Consider the following 20,597-nt stretch of genomic DNA (forward strand, 5'->3'; position numbering starts at 1 on the left):
TAATCGGGAACGAATGTGCGTTTCAAATACATGATTATTGTTTCTCAATCAACGACACCATTTTTTCAACATCCGTTGTTGGTAATTCGCAGGCGAAATTGCGACAAACATACGCCGTCGCTTTATTTTCGATAGCGGATAATTCGGCGGTAAACGGCGCAATTTTGGTAATTTCGGGATTTCTTTCATTCGCGGGACGATGCAGCACCACCGCATTCGGCAAAAACCGGCGGTGCAGTTCGCGAATCATGGTTTGGGTATCTGCATTTTCGCGGTCGCCGACAACCACAATTTCGCTGGTTTGGCGCGTGCCGAAATCGAGTCCGCAAAGCAACATGGTGTAGGCGATGGGCGATTGCCGGATCATATCCGAAAATGCCCGCCCGATTTTCTCGGCATGATTTTCAAACTCCGTTCGTCCGGTGAGGCGTGCGAGGCGTTGCAAATTGAGCATCATTACTGAGTTTCCGGAAGGAACGGCGCCATCGTAAATTTCTTTTTTGCGAACCAGCAACTGCTCTGCAGCGTCTGCGGTGAAAAAATATCCGCCGTTTTCGTTATCCCAGAAATCACTTTCCAAAATATCCGTAAATTCAATTGCAGCCTGCAGATAGCGGGTGTCAAATGTCGTTTGGTACAGTTCGGTAAATCCCCAAATCGCAAATGCGTAGTCATCCAGATAGCCGTTGATTGCGGCATCGCCGTTGCGATAGCGATGGAAGAATTTGCCATTTTTCTGGCGCATGTTTTCCAGCATAAAATCGGCAGCATTTGTTGCGGCAGCCGCGAATTCAGGGGCATCGAACGCCTGCGCCGCGCGGCTGAGCGCCGCAATCATCAGCCCGTTCCAGTCGGTGAGGATTTTATCGTCTTTCAGTGGATGCACCCGTTTTTCGCGTTCCGCGAACAGCTTTTGGCGCATGTTTTCCAAATTTGCCGCCAGCGAATCGGCGGTTGTGTTCAGCCCCGCTGCAAGTTTTTCCAACGGTTGGCGCAGATGCGGAATATTCGCGCCGGTGCGGTGCCCGGTGGCTTCTTCCATAAAATTGCCCTCTGGCTCAATCCCATAAACGCGATTGAACAATTCCGCGTCAGTTTTGCCCAAAATTTCCGCAATTTCCTGCGCCGTCCAGACGTAAAATTTGCCTTCTTCGCCTTCGCTGTCCGCGTCTTCGGCGCTGTAAAATCCGCCTTTTGCGTCGGTCATATCCCGCAACACATACGTGATAATTTCCCGGGCGGTTTTTTCGTAAAAGGAATTGCCGGTAATTTGGTAAGCTTCGGCGAACGCGATGGTCAACATCGCCTGATCGTAGAGCATTTTTTCGAAGTGGGGGAGGAGCCAATATTCATCCGTTGCGTATCGGTGAAACCCGAAACCGACGTGATCAAAAATGCCACCGAGGCGCATTTGCTGCAACGTGTGCTCAACCATTTGCAACGAAATTTTATCGCCGGTTCGTTGATGGTAACGCAATAAAAACAACAGGTTATGCGGTGTCGGAAATTTGGGTTTCTCGCTAAAGCCGCCATAATTTTTATCATAATTTTGAGCGAGTTGGGCGAAGCCGGTATTCAGCAATGTATCTTCCAGCACGCCGCCCGGCGTGTTGCCGGAAACGCGGTTCAGCGCGGCGGTAATTTGCTCCGCAGATGTCATGATTTTATCGCGGTCATTTTGCCATGCTTCTTTGATGATGGGAATCAATTCCATCATTCCCGGGCGATTAAACCGCCGGTTTTTGGGAATGTAGGTTGCCGCATAAAACGGGCGTTTATCCGGCGTCATGATGATCGTGAGCGGCCAGCCGCCGCTTTGGGTCATCATTTGGCAAACGGTCATGTAAATATTGTCGATGTCCGGGCGTTCCTCGCGATCAACTTTGATGTTGATAAACGCATCGTTCATGAGCGCCGCAACGCTGGAATCTTCGAACGATTCATGTGCCATTACGTGGCACCAGTGGCAGGTGGAATAGCCGATCGATAAAAAAATGGGTTTGTCCTGCGCTTTTGCGGCAGCAAATGCTTCTTCGCCCCACGGATACCAGTCCACCGGATTTTCGGCGTGCTGGAGCAAATAGGGGCTTTTTTCGTGAATTAAACGATTGTATGCGTCATTTTGCATGATGTTTCCGGTTTTGTTGGATTGATCCTGACAGCTGATTGCCAGCCCAAATAAAACTATCAGCAAAAATGGCGAATGGCAAACGGATTTTTTTCGGAAATCAGATTTTCGGGATGTAAAAAAGTGGGAGTGCATGACAGAAATTTCGGGATTAACCGAGCCGCCGGATTGCCAGCATCGTTACGTCATCTGCCTGCGGTTCGCCATCGGCAAACGATTCGATTGCGGTGAGAATTTTTTCGACGAGCTGTTGCACCGGCTGGTTTTTCGGGGCGGATGAAACGAGTTCGTAAAGCGGATCTTCGCCCCATTCCTCGCCATCGGCGTTCACCGCTTCGTTTACGCCGTCGGTGTAGCTGAGCAGCAAATCGCCTTTCCGCAATGTGATGTTTCCGGTCTCGTAAGTGTAAACCGGCAACACGCCCAAAATCAGCCCGCCGATGTCTAAAAACTCCATTGTTCCGTCGGCACGCAGCAAAATGGGGTTGTTGTGTCCGGCGTTTACGTATTCAATATTGTTTGTGGCTTTATCGAGAATCGCGACAAAAAAGGTGATGAATTTATCCATTCCGGTGTTGTCGTAAATCAGTTTATTTAATCGACTTACGACTTCCTCGATTGGCAAGCCGACTTTTACGAGCACCCGCAGTGCAGCCTGCAAATTGGCCATCAGCAGTGATGCGGGAACGCCTTTTCCGGACACATCGGCAATTGCCAGCGCAATCCGCCGGTCGTCGATGGGGATGATGTCAAAATAATCGCCGCCAACCTGTTTGCTGGACGCGTTCATGCCGTACAAATCGTAGCCGTCTAATGCGGGAATGGCCTTCGGCAGCAGTTTTTTCTGGATGTTCCGGGCAACATTTAGCTCCTCTTCCAATCGCTGTTTTTCCAGCGTTTCTTCGAAAAGCCGGGCATTTTCCAGCGATGTGACCGCCTGGCTCACCAACGTGGATAAGAATTCCCGGTCGGTTTCGGTATAAGTTTGTCCGGAGATTTTTTTGCCGAGCAGCAAATAGCCGATCAATTTTTCCTGATGCTGCATCGGAATTAGCGTTTCAACTTCTTGTTTTTGCAGGAGTTGCTTTAGTCGTTCATTTTTGATTTGAGAAACAGCAATTGCGGATTCCGGTTGTTTGAACGCCAGCAATTCCGGGTAAAGTCCTTCCAGCAGATCACTTTTGAAACCGCGCGATTCCTGCCGAACCAGATGATCGTCGCGTTTGAGCAACAGCGCATATTTGGTGATGAGCATTTGCCCCATCACCGCGTAAATCAATAATCGCAGAATTTTTTGGGCGTCCAGCGTTGCGGAAAGACCGCGTGCGATATCGAACAGCGTGCGGAGTTCCTGCACTTTTTCATCGAGCTGCCGGTTGATTTGTTTGATTTCTTCCAGTTGCAGCGCGTTATCGATAGTCGTGGCAGACATATTCGCCAGCGAATTGAGAAAATTGACTTCGTCATCGCTGAATTCATTTTTCGTGAGCTTTGCGCCAAACATCATAAAACCGAGCAACTGGTTGTTGTTTACAAACGGAACACCCAATTCCAGCCGCGATTCTTCTACAAAAGCTTTCAGTTTTGGCGGGCATCTCTCGCCCATTTTTTCGAAATGTTGGGGTGTAAAACAATCTTCGGGAATGTCTTTTTGATCAAAAACAGTTTCCTGCAAGGCTTTGGAAATACCTTTTGCCATCACAACTTTGTATTGGCCATCCTGTTTGAGGATGATGCCGCCGCGCGAAATCATCATTCTGCCCATGGGAATAAGCATCACATTGTTGAGCACGCGCCGCAGCTCCAGCGATTCGTTGATCAGTTGGCTGATTTCAAATAGTGAGGAAAGCTCCAGCAATCGCCGGTTCACTTCATCGATCGATTGTTGGGGATATTTTTCGGAAAGATAGTCGAACAGTTGGGTCATTTAGTTACCCGTTGGTGCGGATTTTGACCATTTTTACTTCGTTTCGCACACCGGGTTTTATGTTGAAAGATACTTTATCCATCAATGTTTTGATCAGGTGCACGCCAAGTCCGCCCGGTTTCATGCGTTTGAGGTATTCGTTCATATTGGGGGATTTCAAATCGTTGGGATTAAAACCCATGCCACGGTCTGCGATGGTAATTTCGATGCGGTCCTTCCGGGTGCGAACGGTGACCAGTATTTTGGGATCACTTTTGTCATCGCCGGTGTATGCGTGGGTAACCACATTTGCACATGCTTCGTCCACTGCCAGTTCAATCTGATAAATATCGTCATCAGAGAAACCAATATTTGCTGCAATTCCGGAAATGAACTTGCGTACAATATCCAGATTTTCGGATTTTGCCGGCAGATTCAATCGAAAAGTGTTTTTAGCAGTGCTCTTTTTGGTTTTATTCATGAAATTAATATCCTGACATTTCACTGGGTAAACTTGCCCGTCGCTTCGCTGGTGCTGTCGTAAAACTCGTATAAACTGGGGAAACCCAACAAATCAAATACTTTAAATACGCGCGGTGTTACCTCTGTCAGTTTAATATCGCCGTTATTGTCTCGAACTTCTTCGATGAATCCCATAAATACACCTAACCCGGCAGAGCTGATGTATTGCAGCTGTTTCATTTCAACAACAATGTTGAAGCGATCTTCAGCTACAAGGGTATTCAAGGCATTTTCAAACTCGGGCGCTGTATGCGCATCCAGATAGCCTGACAAACACAGGATACTTACCTGGCCTTCGTCTTTGCGCGCGACTTCAAAGTTTGCCATCCATTCCTCCTTCTAATACAGGCAGTGCATTATCTACGTGGGTAATACCTGAGTTGTTACCCGATGCCACATTTTTTTGCATTTTAAACGGAACAAAATCTTATAAAATCTTGATTATCCCAGATAATTGAGACGATCGTATTTTCAACAGATACAACAGCTTGCGAAAATGAATTTTCCGCATTGAATTTTTAGCATATAAAATAACCCGTACGAACGAGTAATCAAAATATATTTCACGATTTTTATATCAGATAACGGGATTACACGATTTTAGATGCAATAATATTTTTTATTTTTCAGGAATACCGGTGGGGGCGAAAAATTTATTAATCGAGCAGCAATTCCAGTGGTTCCGATAAAATTCGGGTGCCGGCGCTGTTTCGGGATTCGCTGATGCGGTTGCCCTGTGGATCGTGCAAAGAAACGATGCTGCGGCTAACATCCGCCACCACAATAGTTTGGTCGGATGGGTTCACACCAATGGCTTCGATGCTGCCGAACTCCGCTTTGCGGAAAATTTCCTGACCGGCGGCGTTCATTTTCACCAGTGCGTCGTCGCTGCCATCAATTTCCTGTGCCAGAAAAATAGCATCGGGGCCGATCACGGTAACCCTGCGGTAACGTCCCTGCAAACTGATCGGTGTTGTATTATTTTGATTGTCGATTTGCAACAACTGGCTGGCAGTTGTTCCGGCGGAAAGCGCATAAACATTCCCGCCCAAAACAGCAATGTCCCGACCTGTAAAGCCGCTATCAAACGGCCAGTCGGCGGTTAGGCGGGCAACGCCGGCGTTGATTTCGTATCGTGATATTGCCTGATCGCTCATCACCCAAACGGCATCGCTTGCAGCGCTTTGTTTGATTCGCCGGTAATCGCGGTTTTCATCCAGTTTCGTGATGCCGATTAAATTATTATTGAACAGCACAAACAGCCGTTTTCGCACATTGTCAAGTACATATAATTGCCGTTCATTCACATTAAAAAACAGGTCCTCGGCTTTGGACAGCGAATCGAAATAGAAAAACCTTTCCCGCCCATTTTGCCGGTTCAAACTGACGATGCTTTTGAGATACGTTGGCGTGCTAAACCAAAACAGAGAATCGCCGGATGTTGGTGTCGCCCAGTTTTCGGATAAAAATTCGGTTCGGTAGTCGCGGAGGGTGTGTTGCAAATCGTAACTGAGCAGCTTCACATTTCGGTCGTCGGTGGTGAGCACCCACCACTTGCCGTTTCCGATGAGTGTGCTTTCCACATTTGAGGGTGTGGATTCCACATTTGTGCCGAGCACGGAAACTCGGTAATAATAGCGCTGACCGGGCTGCACTTGAAAATCTGTGAATTGCGTTGTGGTTTGGGATACTTCCTGAAATCCGAGCAAATTTTCTGGGCTTCCGATTGAGCGATAAACCCGGAATCCGGTGATATCCTCAACCTGTCGGTTGAGTTGCCAGCGCAGCGTAATCTTATCCGATTCCGGCAATAGTGTTAGCGAAATTACCTCATCCGTTTCTCCGGGTTCAAACGGGTTGCTGCGTCCCCGCTCGGTACATCCCCAAAAGTAGAGAGATGTAAATACAAAAAAAATAAGCAGATAAAGAAATAGATGTGGTGATTTTACCGGCGGTTTCATGGATGTCCGAATGTTCAGTTCCGTTAACAAAATTTATTCATTGCGGCACATCGCCCAAAACATGATCGCATGCCGTTTGAAATATAACATCTCTAACAACAAAAGGTTTCCACAGCGCCGTGAAAACCTTTTGAATGAAAATTGAAAAATAGTCTATTTACATCAGTTTTTTGTTGCTGCGATAACATCGTCGTAATCCGGTTGCTGAGCAATATCCGGAACCAATTGGTTGTATTGAAGGATGCCCTTTTATCCACAATAAATACCGAACGTGCCAGTTGACGCCATTCTTTTATTAACACACCATAATTCGTGCCGAACGAAACAGTCCGGTGATCAGAAAGCAGAACAACTTTGTCAACTCCTGTTGCGCCGCACCAGCGTTTTTGGGCAGGTGGTAAATCTACACTAATGGTTAAAATGACAACATCATCGCCAAGTTGCCCGCTATTTCATTAAACCGTCGGGTTTCCATATCGCAAACACCGGTGTCCAGGCAAGTGCATGCAGAAATTATTATTGTCTTTCCTGCAAAATCGCTGATGGACTTTAACTGGCATCAACCCAATTGCAGAAAAATCCGGTGCTTTTTGTCCAATAGAAATATTTTCACCAACCAAATTGAGCACATTGCCGCGTGACGTAACAGTTTTTTGATCACTCATAAAAACACTCCGTATATTGTATTGAGTTTAACCTGTTAAAAATGATTGCGAAATATAATTCCCTTTGATAACGGATGGAAATCCTTTCAAAAAAACAGGTTTTTCGCTATGAAAAATGTGATAATTCCAATCGATTCTTTTTTTTTGGAAATAGTTTGTTAAATTTTGCTACACGTATTTTAAAAAAATATAGATTGAAACAATAAATTAAATGACAGCAACAACAGATTTTTCTGAAAAAGCGGCAGCGATTGCGGAGATTTTGAACCGGCTGTATCCCAACCCTCCGATACCTCTGAAACATGAAGACGCTTACACACTGCTCATCGCGGTGCTGCTTTCTGCGCAATGCACGGATGAACGGGTGAACAAAGTAACGCCAATGCTCTTCGATCGGGCGAAAACACCGGCAAAAATGGTAACCCTTGCTGTTGCTGATATTCAAGAAATTATTCGTCCGTGCGGGCTTTCGCCGCGAAAATCCAAAGCGATTTATGAATTATCGCAAATTTTGCTGGATAAATTTGATGGCGAAGTTCCGGCAACCTTTGAAGATCTGGAAGCATTGCCCGGCGTTGGGCACAAAACGGCATCTGTGGTAATGACGCAGGCTTTTGGCGTTCCCTCATTTCCAGTTGATACCCATATTCACCGGCTGGCATACCGTTGGGGATTATCGTCCGGGAAAAATGTTGAGCAAACAGAAAAGGATCTCAAAGCAATTTTTTCGCCGGAAAGTTGGGCTAAATTACATTTGCAGATCATTTATTTTGGGCGCGAGTATTGTCCCGCACGGGGGCACAATCCGCAAGAGTGCCCAATTTGTAGCAAATACGGGCGCGAAAATCTCGATCGGTGATCCGCCAAATTCGGAAAATTCGCATAAAAAATTTAAAATTGTGCGATTTGAAAGAGAGATTACCCCGAATTTGTTGTTAATTTCTTTCGGAGTTGAGAAATACATTCTATCGTCGGTCATCCTGACCAGTAAATTCCGTTATCAACAATATGCCTGTGCGAATGAGATTAAATTGAATCAGGAGCGGTAAGTGACAGATTTATCAAGGGAGGAGTTTTCTTCCTACAACTACTCTAAATATTTTGATCTGGCTCCGGTCGGTTACATGACGTTGGACGCTGCAGGAACAATCGTTTCGACAAATTCGCAAATTGCTGCAATGCTGAACGCGAATGTTGAAGAATTGGTATCGAGCAGTTTTATCAATTTTGTTTCATTGGAAGATCAGGATAAATTTTTACAATTTCTGACACAGCTTTCCGATTCCGGAGAACGGGCAACTTGTGAAGTTGATATCCCGTTGGATAATGTTGAAAACATAGTGCTGGAGCTGCACGGTATTGCCGTTTTTGATGCAAATGGTAACCAGAAAGGCTATTATCTGGGATTGATGGATATTACGCGAACGAAACGACTGGAGCTTCAACTGGTGCAATCGCAACGGTTAGAGGCGTTGGGCGTTCTCGCCAGTGGTGTCGCGCACGATTTCAATAATATTTTGGGTGCCATTTTGGGCTTTTCGGAATTGACGCTGTATGAGTTGCCAAAAGATAATCGCCAGCGAAGTTACATCGAGCAAATCCAAAAAGCGGGTCTTCGCGGTAAAAATCTGGTGGAACAAATATTTGCCTATAGCCGCCGGGTATCGATGGATCAAAAACCGGTGCCGTTACAGGTTGTGCTTGCCGAGGCAGTGAAAATGCTCCGCGCATCCATTCCCGCGAATGTGGAAATTCGCACCAATTTCAGCATGGAATGCGAAAGCGTAATGGCAAACATTACCCAAATACACCAAATTGTCATCAATTTATGCACGAACGCGTTTCACGCCATTCACCCTGGTCCCGGAATAATCGAGCTTATTCTCGAGCCGCTCACCAACGATTTGGTTGATGAGCAGGTCGAGTTGATGCCAAAACCTGAATATTTCATTCGGCTAAAAATAAAAGACAACGGCAAAGGGATGGATGACGACACGCTCCGGCAAATTTTTAATCCTTTTTTTACCACAAAACCGGCTGATTTGGGAACCGGGTTGGGATTATCGATAGTCCAGAATATCGTCAAAAGCCATTATGGGCAGATGTCCATTTACAGCACGCCCGGCGTCGGCACGGAATTCAACATTTATTTTCCGGTAACAGATGTAGACAGTGCAGACGAAGTGGATGAAATTGAAGACATGGAACGCGGCGACGAATCCATTTTGCTGGTGGATGACGAGCAATCGCTGGTGATGGTCGGGCGTAAATTGCTCGAGCATCTCGGATACAAAGTTACCGCAGTGAATGAGAGCTCGCAGGCTTTGGAGTTGTTCAAAGAAAATCCGTTCGGTTTTGATCTGGTAATTACCGACCAAACCATGCCGGAACTCACCGGTGTGGAACTGGCGCAGCAAATTACCAGTATACGTGTGGGAACGCCGATTATTTTGCTGACAGGCTACCGGAATTCGGAAACGGTTTCGGATGCGCGGGCAGCGGGCGTCTCGGAAATTTTGACGAAACCGATTGATATTCGGGTGTTTAGTCAAAAAATCCGCAGGGTGTTGGGAAACACCTGAGTCCCTGAAAACTGAAACGATCGAGATAATATGTTTGCCAAATTACTATTTGTTTTTGTCACCATTCCGTTGGTCGAAATGCTCATTTTAATCAAATTGGGCGAAGCTATCGGGTTTTGGCCGACGATGGCAATGGTTGTCGTAACCGGTATCATTGGCGCATCGCTGGCAAAAGCGCAGGGATTTCTGGCGCTGAATCGCATTCGCAGCGAGTTGAACACCGGCAAATTGCCCGCCGACGAACTGGTGGATGGGCTGCTGATTCTGATTGGCGGCATCGTGCTGCTAACCCCCGGATTGCTCACCGATTTAGCCGGATTTTCGTTGATGGTCCCGGCGATCCGCACGGTTATCCGGAAATGGCTGCAACGCCGCTTCAAAGGATTTTTGAGCAATCGCAGCAATGTTTTTGTAACCGGTTATTCCCGAAAACCGGAATACACCGACGACTACCGGATCGAAGAATAGCGGAAAAATTTCCGATTGAAAAACGGGCTCAGCGTATGATACAACAGTATTTTCTGGGCTGCCCGATATGGGCAAACCGCGAATGGGTCGGCGAATTTTTTAGTCCGGACGCCCGCCCGGCAGATTTTTTGAAACAATATGCCGACGTGCTCAACACAGTGGAAGGCAACAATACGTTTTACGGATTGCCCAAAAAAGACACCGTAAAACGCTGGTACGCAGAAACACCCGCAAATTTTCGCTTCAGTTTTAAATTCCCCAAAACCATTTCGCATGAACACAAACTCGGTCATACGGACAAATTGCTGGCTGAATTTTTGGATACAATGTCGCCATTGGCGGAAAAACTGGGCATCCTCTTTTTGCAGTTGCCACCCGGTTTCGGTAGCGAAGGGCTGCCCGCTTTGGCGCGATTTCTGGAACAATTGCCGGGCGAATTTGAATATTCGGTTGAAGTTCGCAACGAGGATTTTTTCCGGGAAAACGGCGCCGGCGCCGCGTTGAACGAGTTGCTCGCCAATCGCAACGTAAATCGAGCAATTTTCGATACCGCAGTATTGCATGAAATGGAAAGCGACGACCCGTTTGTAATTGCTGCCCAAAAACGCAAACCCAAAATGCCCACCCAATTTGTGGCAACCGGAAATCACCCGTTTGTGCGATTTGTGGGACACAACACGGTAAAACCCAACCTGCCATTTTTGCAACAATTAGCCGTAACCGTCGCCAGTTGGATTGAGGGCGGGCGCGCACCGTTCGTCTTTTTTCACTCGCCGAACGATTTTTACGCACCGCATTTGTGCCGCGCATTTCACCAAATTTTGAAAGAAAAATTGACATCCGTTGATGTGGGAAATTTTCCCGCGTTTCCTGCGGAACGGCGGGATGGGGAACAACTCAGCCTGTTTTAGCTGTCAGCGCAGCGATCGCCATTTTTCCGCTAAGCGCTGCACTTTCGATGGTTGCGGGCAGTTCTGTATCTATCCAGTCGCCGGCGAGAAAAAAATTGGCAATCCCGGTTTCCGTCATCGGGCGATGGCGCAGGCTTTCCGGTGTTTGCAAAAATGTGGCGCGTTTTTCGCGAATAATTTTATGTGCTGCCAACCCGAAATCTGATTGCAAATCCTTCAAAAAATAGTGCCGGAATTCGCTGTTCACCTGTTCGAGAATGGCTGAATCATCGGCGTTCGCCAGATCGAACGCGGCGCTGATCACCAGCGAATAGCCGTGCAAATCTGCGTCACCGGTTGCCGGTAATTCAAAAATCCATTGTACCGGCGAATCGACCAAAGCAGCCGGAAATTGTGTTGGGATCGGTTTCCGCAACCACAAATACACCGTAATAATTGGCGAATACTCAAATTTATCCAGCGACAACGACAGTTTGTTTCGCGCTTCCGGCGAGGATTCCAAAATGCGGGAAAGTGCATGCGGCGGTATTGCAGAGATTGCGGTTTTGACTTCAATTCGCTCACCGCGATGCGTTTCCAGTGCAGAAATGCGTTTATTTTCCACGAGCATTTTTCGGACAATTGTTCCGGTGCGCAACGCACCGCCGTTTTTCGCCAAATATTCTGCAAATGGTTTGGCAAATAACTCACTCAACCCGGTTTTCGGGATTCCCAATCCACAGGTTTTGGCGTTGCCCAAAAATGCCAGTTTCAGGGTTTGGTGCAGTAAAAAGGCACTGGCTTTGTGAACCGGCGTGTTCAGCGTTGCCAGCGTGATCGGTTCCCACAATAATTTTTCCAAAAACGGGGCGTTGCCGACGGAATCCAGCCATTCGCGGACCGTCGCGCCGCGCAGATCTTCCGCGGAAGTTTTCAGCCATTGCCAACCGAATCGCCGCAAAAATCGCCAGTCAGCACCAGTCAGCGGCGCATGTCGCACCAGCGGCAGCAAAAAATGAAACGGTGCGGGAAGCCGGCTGGAGCGGAACGCGAATTTTCGCTGATTGTTTAGTTGAAAATAAATTTCGAGAGCAGGTTGAAAATGCACACCGTCGATCGAGCCGAGCTTTTTCAACAACCAGATCGTTTCGTGATAGGCAGCGGAGAGCACATGCTGTCCGTTGTCGATGGTGTGGGAAATATCTTTGGCAAAAAGGGAGCGGGCACGACCGCCGGGATTTGGTGTGGCTTCGAGCACCAGCGGTTGCCAACCGTTTTCGATGGCGTGAACGGCTGCGGAAATTCCGGCAACGCCGCCGCCGATGATCACAACCTGGCGATCGTCCATTTTAGCCGAACATTTTTATTGTTGAAACCGTGCGGGCAGTTACCCAGATTTTTGCGGGCTTGCTGAGTTTGATCGGCGTTTCCAAAACCTGGAATTTTTCAGACTCTATCTTGTGCAATAATTTAAAATAAACGTTTTTCATGATTTCTGCGACCAGCATGTTCCGGCGTTCATTTTCCGGCAAACAGGCGTTGGCTTTGTCGTAAAATTCGTGGGCACGCTGCGCCTGAAATTCCATCAATGCCACAAAACGATCGCTGTAATTGGCTTGCATAATTTCGTTTTTGTCCACGTTGAAGCGATATAATTCATCGTCGGGCAGGTAAATTCGCCCCAATTTTGCATCGGTGCCAACATCGCGGATGATGTTGGTCAACTGCAGCGCGATGCCCAAATTTTCCGCATATTCTTTGATCATCGGATCGCGATAGCCAAAAATCTGGATGCACATCAGCCCCACACAGGACGCGACGCGATAGCAATACAATTTCAGATCGTCGAACGAGCGATATTGTAAATCGTTGAGATCCATCCGAACACCGGCAATCAATTCCAGAAAATATTCGAATGGAATTTTGAAGCGCTCGGCAACCTGTTGCACAGAATCGAAATAGTTGGAAACTTTGCGGCTGAAACAATTCTTCAGCTCAATTTCCCATTTGTTGAGCTGACGGATGCGCTTTTCCAGCGGGCTGGCATCGTCTGCAATATCGTCGGTTTGGCGGCAAAATGCATACAGTGTGTAAATCGCCTGCCGCTTTTCTTTCGGCAGAAAAAAGAACGAATACAGAAAGTTGCTTTTGCTCTCGAAAGTGATTTGCTGTTCGGTTTGTTGTTGCATATGAAATCCTATTTTCCGCTGGTTATGGTTCGAAAAATCAGTTTGATCCAATCCGTTTTAGCCAGTTTCGGTCGCGTTTTGAGCACATCGTAATTCATATTTTCAATTTTTTGGAGAATTGCCAAACCGCCTTCAACGGTGAGTTGCAACTCCTTCCGCAGCCGGAAATCGACGCTGGAAAGCAGCGGTTTTCCGGTGTTGAACAATTCTCGGGTTTCCCGCACCAACGCTAGGATGCAGTCGCGAAACGCCGGATTTGTGTCGCCAGCAAACAGTTGATCTTCTGAAATACGGTGCTTTTCCAAAAAATCTTTCGGAAGATACACACGATTTTTGGCAAGATCAACACTAACATCCTGCCAAAAATTGGTGAGTTGCAACGCCGTGCAAATGGCGTCTGAGCAGGCGAATCGTTCCGCATCGCGATAGCCGTTGAGCAGCAAAATCAACCGCCCAACCGGGTTAGCGGAACGGCGGCAATAGTCACGCAACTCTGCCATATTTTCGTATCGATTTTTTTCGAGATCCTGCAAAAATGCGCTCAGCAAGTCATCGAACAGCGAAACCGGTAAATCGCAAACCCGGATGGTGTTTGCCAGCGCCAAAAAAATCGGATGCGTCGTTTCGCCGGAAATTGCCGCGTGCAACTGCTCCCGCCAGCGCAGCAAGCCCTCGCGATCAGCAAACTCGTCTGCGAGATCATCGGCGTGGCGGGCAAAAGCATAAATCGCGTAAACATGCCAGCGCATTTTTCGGGGCATCAACACCGAGGCAACCGGAAAATTTTCGTAATGGCTTTGGGTAATCTTTCGGCAGTGCGCATATGCCGACCGCAATTCGGGGGAAATGGTGCTAAATCGAATTTCCGGTGCTGTTTTTTTGTCCAATCGGTTGCTGTCCGGCGTTTAAATTTTCAGGTTAAAAATAGCGTGTTAGCGCAATGCGTTCAATGGGAAAATCATATTTTTCGGGAAATACGGCGCAGAATCCGGGTGTTTTTGCAAATTACGCGTTGTGAATCCGGCTAATGCAACAAGGGTTTTGGACGATAATTCATCAAATAAACGCCATTTTTGCCTGCGTTTTTTTGTGAAATTTCAATACCGTGAAAGGAAATTCATGAGTACCAGCCGGGCGAAGGAAATTGCCGAAAACGAAAAAATCAAACGACTGCAGGTGTTGGAAACCGCTGAAAAAATGGCGCGCAATCATTGGTATTTTAACGATCTGGTTGAGCACATTAACGTTGGCATTGTGGTGTTTGATTTGCTGAAAGAGCGCATCGTTGCGATGAACAAAACCGCCGAAGGCTATTTTCGCAACACGGTTAAACCGAAAGATTTTTATACGTTATACAACATTTTTTTCCGCAACAATCAGGATTCCCAGTTGAACATCAACTGGTATATTCCCCGGGCGCAGGTGCTCACATACGGCAGCCGCACTTTTGGCTACACGATCCATCCCATGCAGGGCGGTTACATGGGGCTTTTTGTTCAGGATATTACCCAAAAAGAACGCCAAAAAGCGCTGGAGGATGCCCGGGAATTTGTGGAAGTGGTGGATTCCGTTTTTGAAGGCGTACGCGATGCGATCGATTCGCCAACGGAATCGTTAAAAATGACCCTGCAATCCCTTCGCGATCAACTGTTGAAAGATGAAGACAGCGCCAAACTGGCGCAAATGGATCGCGCGCTGGCGAAAGTTGAGCAAATTGAATCGCTGCTGCAATCGATGAAAGATGTGCAATCTTTCGAACCGGTGAAGATTGAATGTGTCGATTTGGTGCTATTTGTAAAACGATTTGCGAAATTGTTGAAACCGTATCTGGACCGGCGGGAAGTGAAGCTGCAAACCGTTTTTCCGGATGACGAGGTGCTCTGCGCGATCGATCCGGAAATGTTCAAACGCGCACTGCTCAACGTTTTGGCAAATGCCATCGATGCGATCGAAAATAATGCCGCACCGCAAATCACTATCACGGTTTTCCAGAATAATGACCGGATTCATTTGACGGTTGAGGACAACGGCATCGGCGTGCCATCGCTGTTGCAGGACAAATTATTTTACCCGTTTTACACCTCCAAACTCGAAGCTACGGGTTTGGGATTAACCACTACACGAAAAATTATCACATTGCACAACGGCGATATTTCCGTAAAAAGCATTCGCGGTGTGGGCACGGTTCTGGAAATTATTTTGCCGGTGGAAAATCCGCCCAAAAACGCCATGAAATAAATTTTCAAAATTGGTTCATTAAGAAATTGAACGCCAGCCCAACCGGTTGGCGTTTTTTTTTGTAAATTTCGTGAATCAGTGGAAATACAATTTCATGAAATATCGCTTTACAGAATAAAATTCTCGCCGTATTTTTCAACAAATCAATAGATAACAAATAGATAGGTGCGCAAATGGCCATTTTCCGCAGTTCGATAAACACCGGTGATTCCGCCTTTGGGCGATACGACGGCCTCAGCCGGATCATCTCAAATGTGCTGGATGAGCTGGATCCCGGCGCAGACAAAGCCGATAAACGGCGCTGGATTCGCTGGCATTTTCTCTACATCATTTGGTGGGAGGGCGACCGCGCACGGGCACGGCAACAATACAGCGGCGGACCGGCGCGCGGATTGATGCAACTGGAACCGGCAACTTTTTGGGACATCACCCAAAATTTCACATTTAAGGCAACGCGGCGCATTCAATGGCTGGCGGATGCCGCCGGTGTCAGTTACAGCGAAATGGAACAGGCGCTGAATGCATATGTCGAAAATAACCGGGTTTGGGACGACGGGCTAAACTGGTGGCGCGGCAAAAATAGTTGGCCAACTTCCGGCGGTGCCGAAAGAAAAATCGAAAATTGGCTCTCCAATGTGGACAGTTTCGCGATGGTGATGATGCGGTTTCACTTTGCACGATTGGGCGGCGGGCATCGGTTTCCACCGGAAAATACCGCAAATTTATCCGATAACCCGCAACGCGACCCCTATAAACCGGAACATTCGCTCGGCTGGGCTCGATGGTGGAAACGCTCGTTTCCGAATGCCGGGGAAGAGGAGCGTCAGCGCCGGAATTTTGAAACCCGTGCAGCAGATCTGGACAATGTTGCCACCGGACGCAACGACGACCCGGGTTCCGGCGATCCCGGTAGTGGCGATCCCGGTAGCGGAAACGGTGGCGGCGGTGGCAAATGTTTTATCGCGACAGCCGTTTACAGCGCAGACAGCCCGGAAGTGCAATTGCTCCGGCATTTTCGCGATACGCAATTGCAACCCACCTTTTTGGGGCGTCAGTTCGTAAAATTATATTATCGAACCAGCCCGCCGATGGCGCGGTTGATTCAAAAATCGCGATTGCTGGTGCGGATTTCCCGGTCATTGCTGGATCGCGGCATCTCGATTCTCAAAAAGAAAAAATGAATTTTTAAACAGGAAAAATAGATGAGTCAAATTCAAGAAAAACAATCGGTTAAGTCAGTGAAACATCCGCATTTGCAACGGTTGTTGACAGAAAATAAAATGGTTGCAGAAGCCAGCGCCACGCTCGTTTCCCAGTTTTCACCGGCGCAGCTAAACTGGAAACCGGATGCCAAAATATGGAGTATGCTGGAAAATTTTGATCATTTGAACATCATTATGGGAATGTATTTCCCGGCGATGGAAAAGCATTTGAACATGCTCAAAAGCCGCGATCTCAAAAGCACCGATGCGTTCAAACCAACCTGGTTTGGGAAAATGTTTGTCGGGATTGTGTTGCCGGAGAGCACCCGCAAAATGAAAACGGTGGGCGTTTTTGTGCCGCAACAGGGCACGAAAGACCCGGAAGAAGTGATGCAGCAATTTGAGAAAAATATTGCACAACTGGATCAAATGATTTTCGAAAGTGACGGATACGCGCTGAATTATAAAAAATTTGCATCGCCAGCCAGCGCTTTGGTGCGGCTGACTTTGGGCGAAGCGCTTTGGCTGCAGGTTGCCCACAATCACAGACATTTGTTGCAAGCCAAACGTTTACAAGAACTTAGCGATTTCCCGAAAGTGTAAAAATATTAGTGCGATTCCTGATTCGATCAAATATTACATAGCTGCAGAGAATTTTCCCTGCAGCTTTTTTTACATCAATATTGATTGGGCATCGTGCCAACCATTGCCATTGTCGCCAGAAAAAATATGATTCCCACTACAGCCAGCACCAAACCGATGATCAGCATAACTTTGGTGATAAAAAACGCCGATTTCTGTTTTTCGAACGCCATTTCCAACGTAACCGTACTGCCTTCGTTTAAATAGCGATTAAAATTATCTGCCGCTTCGCGAATGCGCAGGCTGGCGATAATATACGGCACGCCGATAATCGCGCCGATAATGCTGAGGCAATTGAGCGCACCGAGAATGATACCCATAATTCCTACAAAATTCATGTGACCGGTCATTTCCCGAACGTCCTGCTGGGCTTTGGGGCTAAGTGAATCATTCATAAAATGATCTCCCATATTGATGTTAAGTAATATTATTTAATGATTTGCGGAGAAACTAAAACTGGATTCGCATGCCTTCTTCGGCAATTTTATAGCCTTTATCGATAACTAATTTTCGTGCATCGCTGTCCGGCTGCATCACCGGATTGGTGTGATTAAAATGGATAAACACAATTTTAGCGCGTTCCGATTCTGGCAGTGAATCAAAAAGCGCCATGCTTTCGCTGATAAACGGATGAGGGATTTCACTCATATCGCGACCGGGAATTTCGCCATTTTCAAAAAATGTGCCGTCGAGAAATGCCACATCCACCTTGCTTATCTCGTTGATAATATTGTGGTTCCATTGGTTCCATTTATCGATGTCCGGAATAAACAGCGCCGATTTTTCCCGCCCGTTGATGCGAAACGCCACGGTTTCGCTGAATTCATCGCGATGGGGAACGCGGATGGGCTGAATCGTCAGATGTTCGGATAGCGTGATAACAGAATCTTCAGCTATCGGCATCAGCCGGATGTTTTCCAATTCCACCAACAATTTCCACGGCCCGTTAAGTTGCAAAAAATCAGTCATTTGCGGCATTGCGAAAACCGGCACATGTTTGGCGCCCATAGATTCGCGACCGAGATACATCAAGCCGGTGTAGTGCCCGATGTGCGCGTGCGTCAAAAAAATACCGTCGGGAATTTCCGAATCGAGCGCCGGAGAGTTGGATTGCAAATTGCGCATCTGAAAACGCAAATCGGGCGTTGCTTCGATCAGCCAGCTTTTGCCGGCAGCTTCGTCCACAATTCCGATGCTGGCGACCATTTTTCGCAAGCCGGGCTGTTGCCAAACGGCTGCACAACATGATTTTTTGCAGCCAGCCTGCGGAAATCCGGCATCCTGCGCGATGCCCAAAACGATTAAAAATTGTGTGGGTGAATTTTTTTTGCTTCTGTGCCAAAACAGTCATGCTTAAAATCAGCAAAAACAATATGTTGTATTTTATAAACGGTTGATTCATCCGGTATGTCACCAATTCAGTTTTTCATTGAAAAAAGCGACTAATTCATCTGCATTTTTTTCGTGTTGTGCAACATTCGGATGCCAATCTGCACCGAAACCATTTTCGCCCTGTGTGCTCAGCGAAAAAGTGAAAACATTGCTGTCGCCATTTTTCTCTGCGATCGTAACCGCCTGTTTTATATAGTGTTGGCAGGTTGACAATGCATCGCTGGAAAGCATCGGACCATCCAGACAAATGATTGTTGCCGCCGGATATGCCACCCGGATTTTGCCGAGAAACGCGGAATAATCGCCGATAAATTCAGTTGCTTCGGGAATGCCATTGGCAAAATCGTTGGTGCCGAGATTGATAACGGCGACATCGGGCTGCCACTGCGAGAATTGCCATTTTTGGGGCGATTGTGGGTAAATTTGCTCGAACAATTCCGGCAGCAATCCGGTGCGGCTGCCATCGTAATTCCGGTGAACGCCGCGTCCCGAAAAGCAAATAGCGCGATATTCCGCGTCCAGTTTTCGGGACGCGATTGCGCCGAACGCCCGGTAGCCATCCTCTGTTGCAGCGGTGAAACCTTCGGTTTCGGATGCGGCTTCGTTCCCAAATCCGCAGGTGATGGAATCGCCGATAAACTCAATTTTTCGCTGGGGCAACTGTGGTGGGGAAAGCAGCAATCCGCCCGCATTCAGTCGGATGCCTTCGAAAATCCCCACGCCGCACATCGCCTCCGTTCGCCGGAAAATGGTCACACTGTGCGCTGCTTCCGGCAAATTTTCGGCAAGTCGATATTCGTTTTTTTCGGGAGCGGCGTGCAGCAATTGCGGTGGATTGTTATCGATAATCACGGTGTAAACATTTTCCGTGTGCTCCGGATCGTCGGGCAGATGCCGCAAAAAAATGCCCAAATCCGAACCAAAAAACCGGAACCGGATGCATGAGCCGCTCCATGAAAAATGCGGAACTTGTGGGTCGGTGCGATCAAATCGCCCGATATATTGGAAATGCGGATGATCCGCAGAGATATCAACTATCATTTTTGCCGGATCTGCTAATTGCGTGTAAGTTATTGTTTTACCTGAGCTTGTTGTTAGAATTATTGGTTGCGCAACTTATCAAGAAGCGGTTTTACCAGATCGCTCCACATTTTATAACCTTCCGGGGAAAGGTGCAAACCGTCTTCGATAAACCAGTGTTTTTCCGGTGTGCCGTCCATTCCGAGCATCGGCGTAGCGGTATCCACATAGTGCAACTGTTTGTTGCTTTCGCTGAATTCGCGGATCATATCGTTGCAGCGCGCCATTTCCGTCCATTGCTCCCAGCGCAAAATGCTCGGTTTTATCGGCACGTAAACGATGGCTGTTTTTGGCAGCGATTCGCCGACAGTTGCGACAAATTTTTGATAATCGGCGAACACCCGTTCTGCTGATTTGCCGTAGGCAACGTCGTTATCGCCGGCGTAAAAAACGATGATTGCGGGGCGATAGGGCAGCACAATTTTATCCGCGAATACGTTGACATCGGAAATATGCGAACCGCCAAATCCGCGATTAATTACCGGCAACCCGGGAAATAATTCAGCTGTCATCCACCCGCGGATGCTGGAACTGCCAACAAACAGCACGCCGTTTTCCGGAACTGCGTTTTGTTTATCCCAATCGGTAAACCGGGAAATTTCCGATGCAAATCGGTCCGGGTTGGGATCTTTGATCTCTTCCTGCGCCAATATCGGCAAAATAATGCACAAATAAAATGCAGCTAAATATTTGAAATTAAACAAAATAAGCCTCCAAAATGAATGGTAAAAT

General features: G+C 47.4%; 19 protein-coding genes and 1 pseudogene. 7 read left to right on the forward strand and 13 right to left on the reverse strand.

The window, feature by feature from the left end; all coding sequences use genetic code 11:
• Window positions 1-34: 34 nt before the first annotated feature.
• The 6 genes and pseudogenes from H6629_20640 to tpx form a co-directional block, all read right to left on the reverse strand.
• Window positions 35-2,128 carry a thioredoxin domain-containing protein gene (locus H6629_20640; GenBank protein MCB9070191.1) on the reverse strand — a complete coding sequence of 698 codons (2,094 nt, stop codon included), beginning with the start codon at window positions 2,126-2,128 and terminating at the stop codon, window positions 35-37.
• Between the two features lie 151 nt (window positions 2,129-2,279).
• Window positions 2,280-4,055, reverse strand: a complete 1,776-nt coding sequence (locus H6629_20645; protein MCB9070192.1) for a SpoIIE family protein phosphatase — start codon at window positions 4,053-4,055, stop codon at window positions 2,280-2,282.
• Window positions 4,056-4,059: 4 nt separating this feature from the next.
• On the reverse strand, window positions 4,060-4,515 hold the full coding sequence (locus H6629_20650; protein MCB9070193.1) for an ATP-binding protein: 456 nt from the start codon (window positions 4,513-4,515) through the stop codon (window positions 4,060-4,062).
• A 20-nt stretch (window positions 4,516-4,535) separates the two neighbouring features.
• Complete coding sequence (locus tag H6629_20655; protein MCB9070194.1) at window positions 4,536-4,883, reverse strand: STAS domain-containing protein; 348 nt, start codon at window positions 4,881-4,883, stop codon at window positions 4,536-4,538.
• Between the two features lie 329 nt (window positions 4,884-5,212).
• Window positions 5,213-6,547: a fibronectin type III domain-containing protein gene (locus H6629_20660; GenBank protein MCB9070195.1), complete on the reverse strand. Its 1,335-nt coding sequence runs from the start codon at window positions 6,545-6,547 to the stop codon at window positions 5,213-5,215.
• Between the two features lie 132 nt (window positions 6,548-6,679).
• Window positions 6,680-7,182: pseudogene (gene tpx / locus H6629_20665) on the reverse strand (thiol peroxidase).
• 211 nt (window positions 7,183-7,393) lie between these two features.
• On the opposite strand from tpx, the gene nth reads away from it, so the two are divergent.
• The 4 genes from nth (at window position 7,394) to H6629_20685 (ending at window position 11,143) form a co-directional block, all read left to right on the forward strand.
• On the forward strand, window positions 7,394-8,041 hold the full coding sequence (gene nth / locus H6629_20670; GenBank protein ID MCB9070196.1) for an endonuclease III: 648 nt from the start codon (window positions 7,394-7,396) through the stop codon (window positions 8,039-8,041).
• A gap of 190 nt (window positions 8,042-8,231) precedes the next feature.
• Entirely contained in the window at window positions 8,232-9,764 is a 1,533-nt protein-coding gene (locus tag H6629_20675) for a response regulator (protein ID MCB9070197.1), read from the forward strand.
• Window positions 9,765-9,794: 30 nt separating this feature from the next.
• Entirely contained in the window at window positions 9,795-10,232 is a 438-nt protein-coding gene (fxsA, locus tag H6629_20680) for a membrane protein FxsA (GenBank protein MCB9070198.1), read from the forward strand.
• A gap of 35 nt (window positions 10,233-10,267) precedes the next feature.
• On the forward strand, window positions 10,268-11,143 hold the full coding sequence (locus H6629_20685; protein ID MCB9070199.1) for a DUF72 domain-containing protein: 876 nt from the start codon (window positions 10,268-10,270) through the stop codon (window positions 11,141-11,143).
• On the opposite strand, the gene H6629_20690 is transcribed toward H6629_20685, so the two are convergent.
• The 3 genes from H6629_20690 to hpnC are packed head-to-tail and all read right to left on the reverse strand — an operon-like array spanning window position 11,130 to window position 14,117.
• The gene (locus H6629_20690; protein MCB9070200.1) at window positions 11,130-12,470 is read right to left on the reverse strand and encodes an FAD-dependent oxidoreductase; all 1,341 of its coding nucleotides are present in this window, start codon (window positions 12,468-12,470) and stop codon (window positions 11,130-11,132) included. The genes H6629_20685 and H6629_20690 overlap by 14 nt on opposite strands.
• 1 nt (window position 12,471) lies before the next feature.
• Window positions 12,472-13,311, reverse strand: coding sequence for a presqualene diphosphate synthase HpnD (hpnD, locus tag H6629_20695; protein ID MCB9070201.1), 840 nt, complete (start codon window positions 13,309-13,311; stop codon window positions 12,472-12,474).
• An 8-nt stretch (window positions 13,312-13,319) separates the two neighbouring features.
• Window positions 13,320-14,117, reverse strand: a complete 798-nt coding sequence (gene hpnC / locus H6629_20700) for a squalene synthase HpnC (protein MCB9070202.1) — start codon at window positions 14,115-14,117, stop codon at window positions 13,320-13,322.
• A 313-nt stretch (window positions 14,118-14,430) separates the two neighbouring features.
• Between hpnC and H6629_20705 the strand changes: the two genes are divergently transcribed.
• The 3 genes from H6629_20705 (at window position 14,431) to H6629_20715 (ending at window position 17,354) form a co-directional block, all read left to right on the forward strand.
• Window positions 14,431-15,549 carry a GHKL domain-containing protein gene (locus H6629_20705; protein MCB9070203.1) on the forward strand — a complete coding sequence of 373 codons (1,119 nt, stop codon included), beginning with the start codon at window positions 14,431-14,433 and terminating at the stop codon, window positions 15,547-15,549.
• A 173-nt stretch (window positions 15,550-15,722) separates the two neighbouring features.
• Window positions 15,723-16,730, forward strand: a complete 1,008-nt coding sequence (locus tag H6629_20710; GenBank protein ID MCB9070204.1) for a hypothetical protein — start codon at window positions 15,723-15,725, stop codon at window positions 16,728-16,730.
• Window positions 16,731-16,751: 21 nt separating this feature from the next.
• On the forward strand, window positions 16,752-17,354 hold the full coding sequence (locus tag H6629_20715) for a DinB family protein (protein ID MCB9070205.1): 603 nt from the start codon (window positions 16,752-16,754) through the stop codon (window positions 17,352-17,354).
• Between the two features lie 74 nt (window positions 17,355-17,428).
• Here H6629_20715 and H6629_20720 read toward each other — a convergent pair whose 3' ends face one another.
• From H6629_20720 to H6629_20735, 4 genes are all read right to left on the reverse strand, one after another.
• Entirely contained in the window at window positions 17,429-17,788 is a 360-nt protein-coding gene (locus H6629_20720; protein MCB9070206.1) for a DUF5362 domain-containing protein, read from the reverse strand.
• Window positions 17,789-17,843: 55 nt separating this feature from the next.
• Window positions 17,844-18,689: a pyrroloquinoline quinone biosynthesis protein PqqB gene (locus tag H6629_20725; protein ID MCB9070207.1), complete on the reverse strand. Its 846-nt coding sequence runs from the start codon at window positions 18,687-18,689 to the stop codon at window positions 17,844-17,846.
• Between the two features lie 114 nt (window positions 18,690-18,803).
• Entirely contained in the window at window positions 18,804-19,826 is a 1,023-nt protein-coding gene (locus tag H6629_20730; protein ID MCB9070208.1) for an SGNH/GDSL hydrolase family protein, read from the reverse strand.
• Between the two features lie 59 nt (window positions 19,827-19,885).
• Complete coding sequence (locus tag H6629_20735) at window positions 19,886-20,569, reverse strand: hypothetical protein (protein ID MCB9070209.1); 684 nt, start codon at window positions 20,567-20,569, stop codon at window positions 19,886-19,888.
• Window positions 20,570-20,597: the final 28 nt, after the last annotated feature.

It is taken from the genome of Calditrichia bacterium (genome assembly GCA_020634975.1).
Lineage (GTDB): Bacteria > Calditrichota > Calditrichia > RBG-13-44-9 > J075 > JACKAQ01.

What these genes read in the sequence shown, in the direction of transcription:
- H6629_20655 (MCB9070194.1), bottom strand. Translation starts at nt 4,883, where the DNA reads ATGGCAAACTTTGAAGTCGCGCGCAAAGACGAAGGCCAGGTAAGTATC.
- H6629_20720 (MCB9070206.1), bottom strand. Translation starts at nt 17,788, where the DNA reads ATGAATGATTCACTTAGCCCCAAAGCCCAGCAGGACGTTCGGGAAATG.
- nth (MCB9070196.1), top strand. Translation starts at nt 7,394, where the DNA reads ATGACAGCAACAACAGATTTTTCTGAAAAAGCGGCAGCGATTGCGGAG.
- H6629_20640 (MCB9070191.1), bottom strand. Translation starts at nt 2,128, where the DNA reads ATGCAAAATGACGCATACAATCGTTTAATTCACGAAAAAAGCCCCTAT.
- H6629_20650 (MCB9070193.1), bottom strand. Translation starts at nt 4,515, where the DNA reads ATGAATAAAACCAAAAAGAGCACTGCTAAAAACACTTTTCGATTGAAT.
- H6629_20705 (MCB9070203.1), top strand. Translation starts at nt 14,431, where the DNA reads ATGAGTACCAGCCGGGCGAAGGAAATTGCCGAAAACGAAAAAATCAAA.
- H6629_20710 (MCB9070204.1), top strand. Translation starts at nt 15,723, where the DNA reads ATGGCCATTTTCCGCAGTTCGATAAACACCGGTGATTCCGCCTTTGGG.
- H6629_20690 (MCB9070200.1), bottom strand. Translation starts at nt 12,470, where the DNA reads ATGGACGATCGCCAGGTTGTGATCATCGGCGGCGGCGTTGCCGGAATT.
- fxsA (MCB9070198.1), top strand. Translation starts at nt 9,795, where the DNA reads ATGTTTGCCAAATTACTATTTGTTTTTGTCACCATTCCGTTGGTCGAA.
- H6629_20730 (MCB9070208.1), bottom strand. Translation starts at nt 19,826, where the DNA reads ATGATAGTTGATATCTCTGCGGATCATCCGCATTTCCAATATATCGGG.
- H6629_20645 (MCB9070192.1), bottom strand. Translation starts at nt 4,055, where the DNA reads ATGACCCAACTGTTCGACTATCTTTCCGAAAAATATCCCCAACAATCG.
- H6629_20685 (MCB9070199.1), top strand. Translation starts at nt 10,268, where the DNA reads ATGATACAACAGTATTTTCTGGGCTGCCCGATATGGGCAAACCGCGAA.
- hpnD (MCB9070201.1), bottom strand. Translation starts at nt 13,311, where the DNA reads ATGCAACAACAAACCGAACAGCAAATCACTTTCGAGAGCAAAAGCAAC.
- H6629_20715 (MCB9070205.1), top strand. Translation starts at nt 16,752, where the DNA reads ATGAGTCAAATTCAAGAAAAACAATCGGTTAAGTCAGTGAAACATCCG.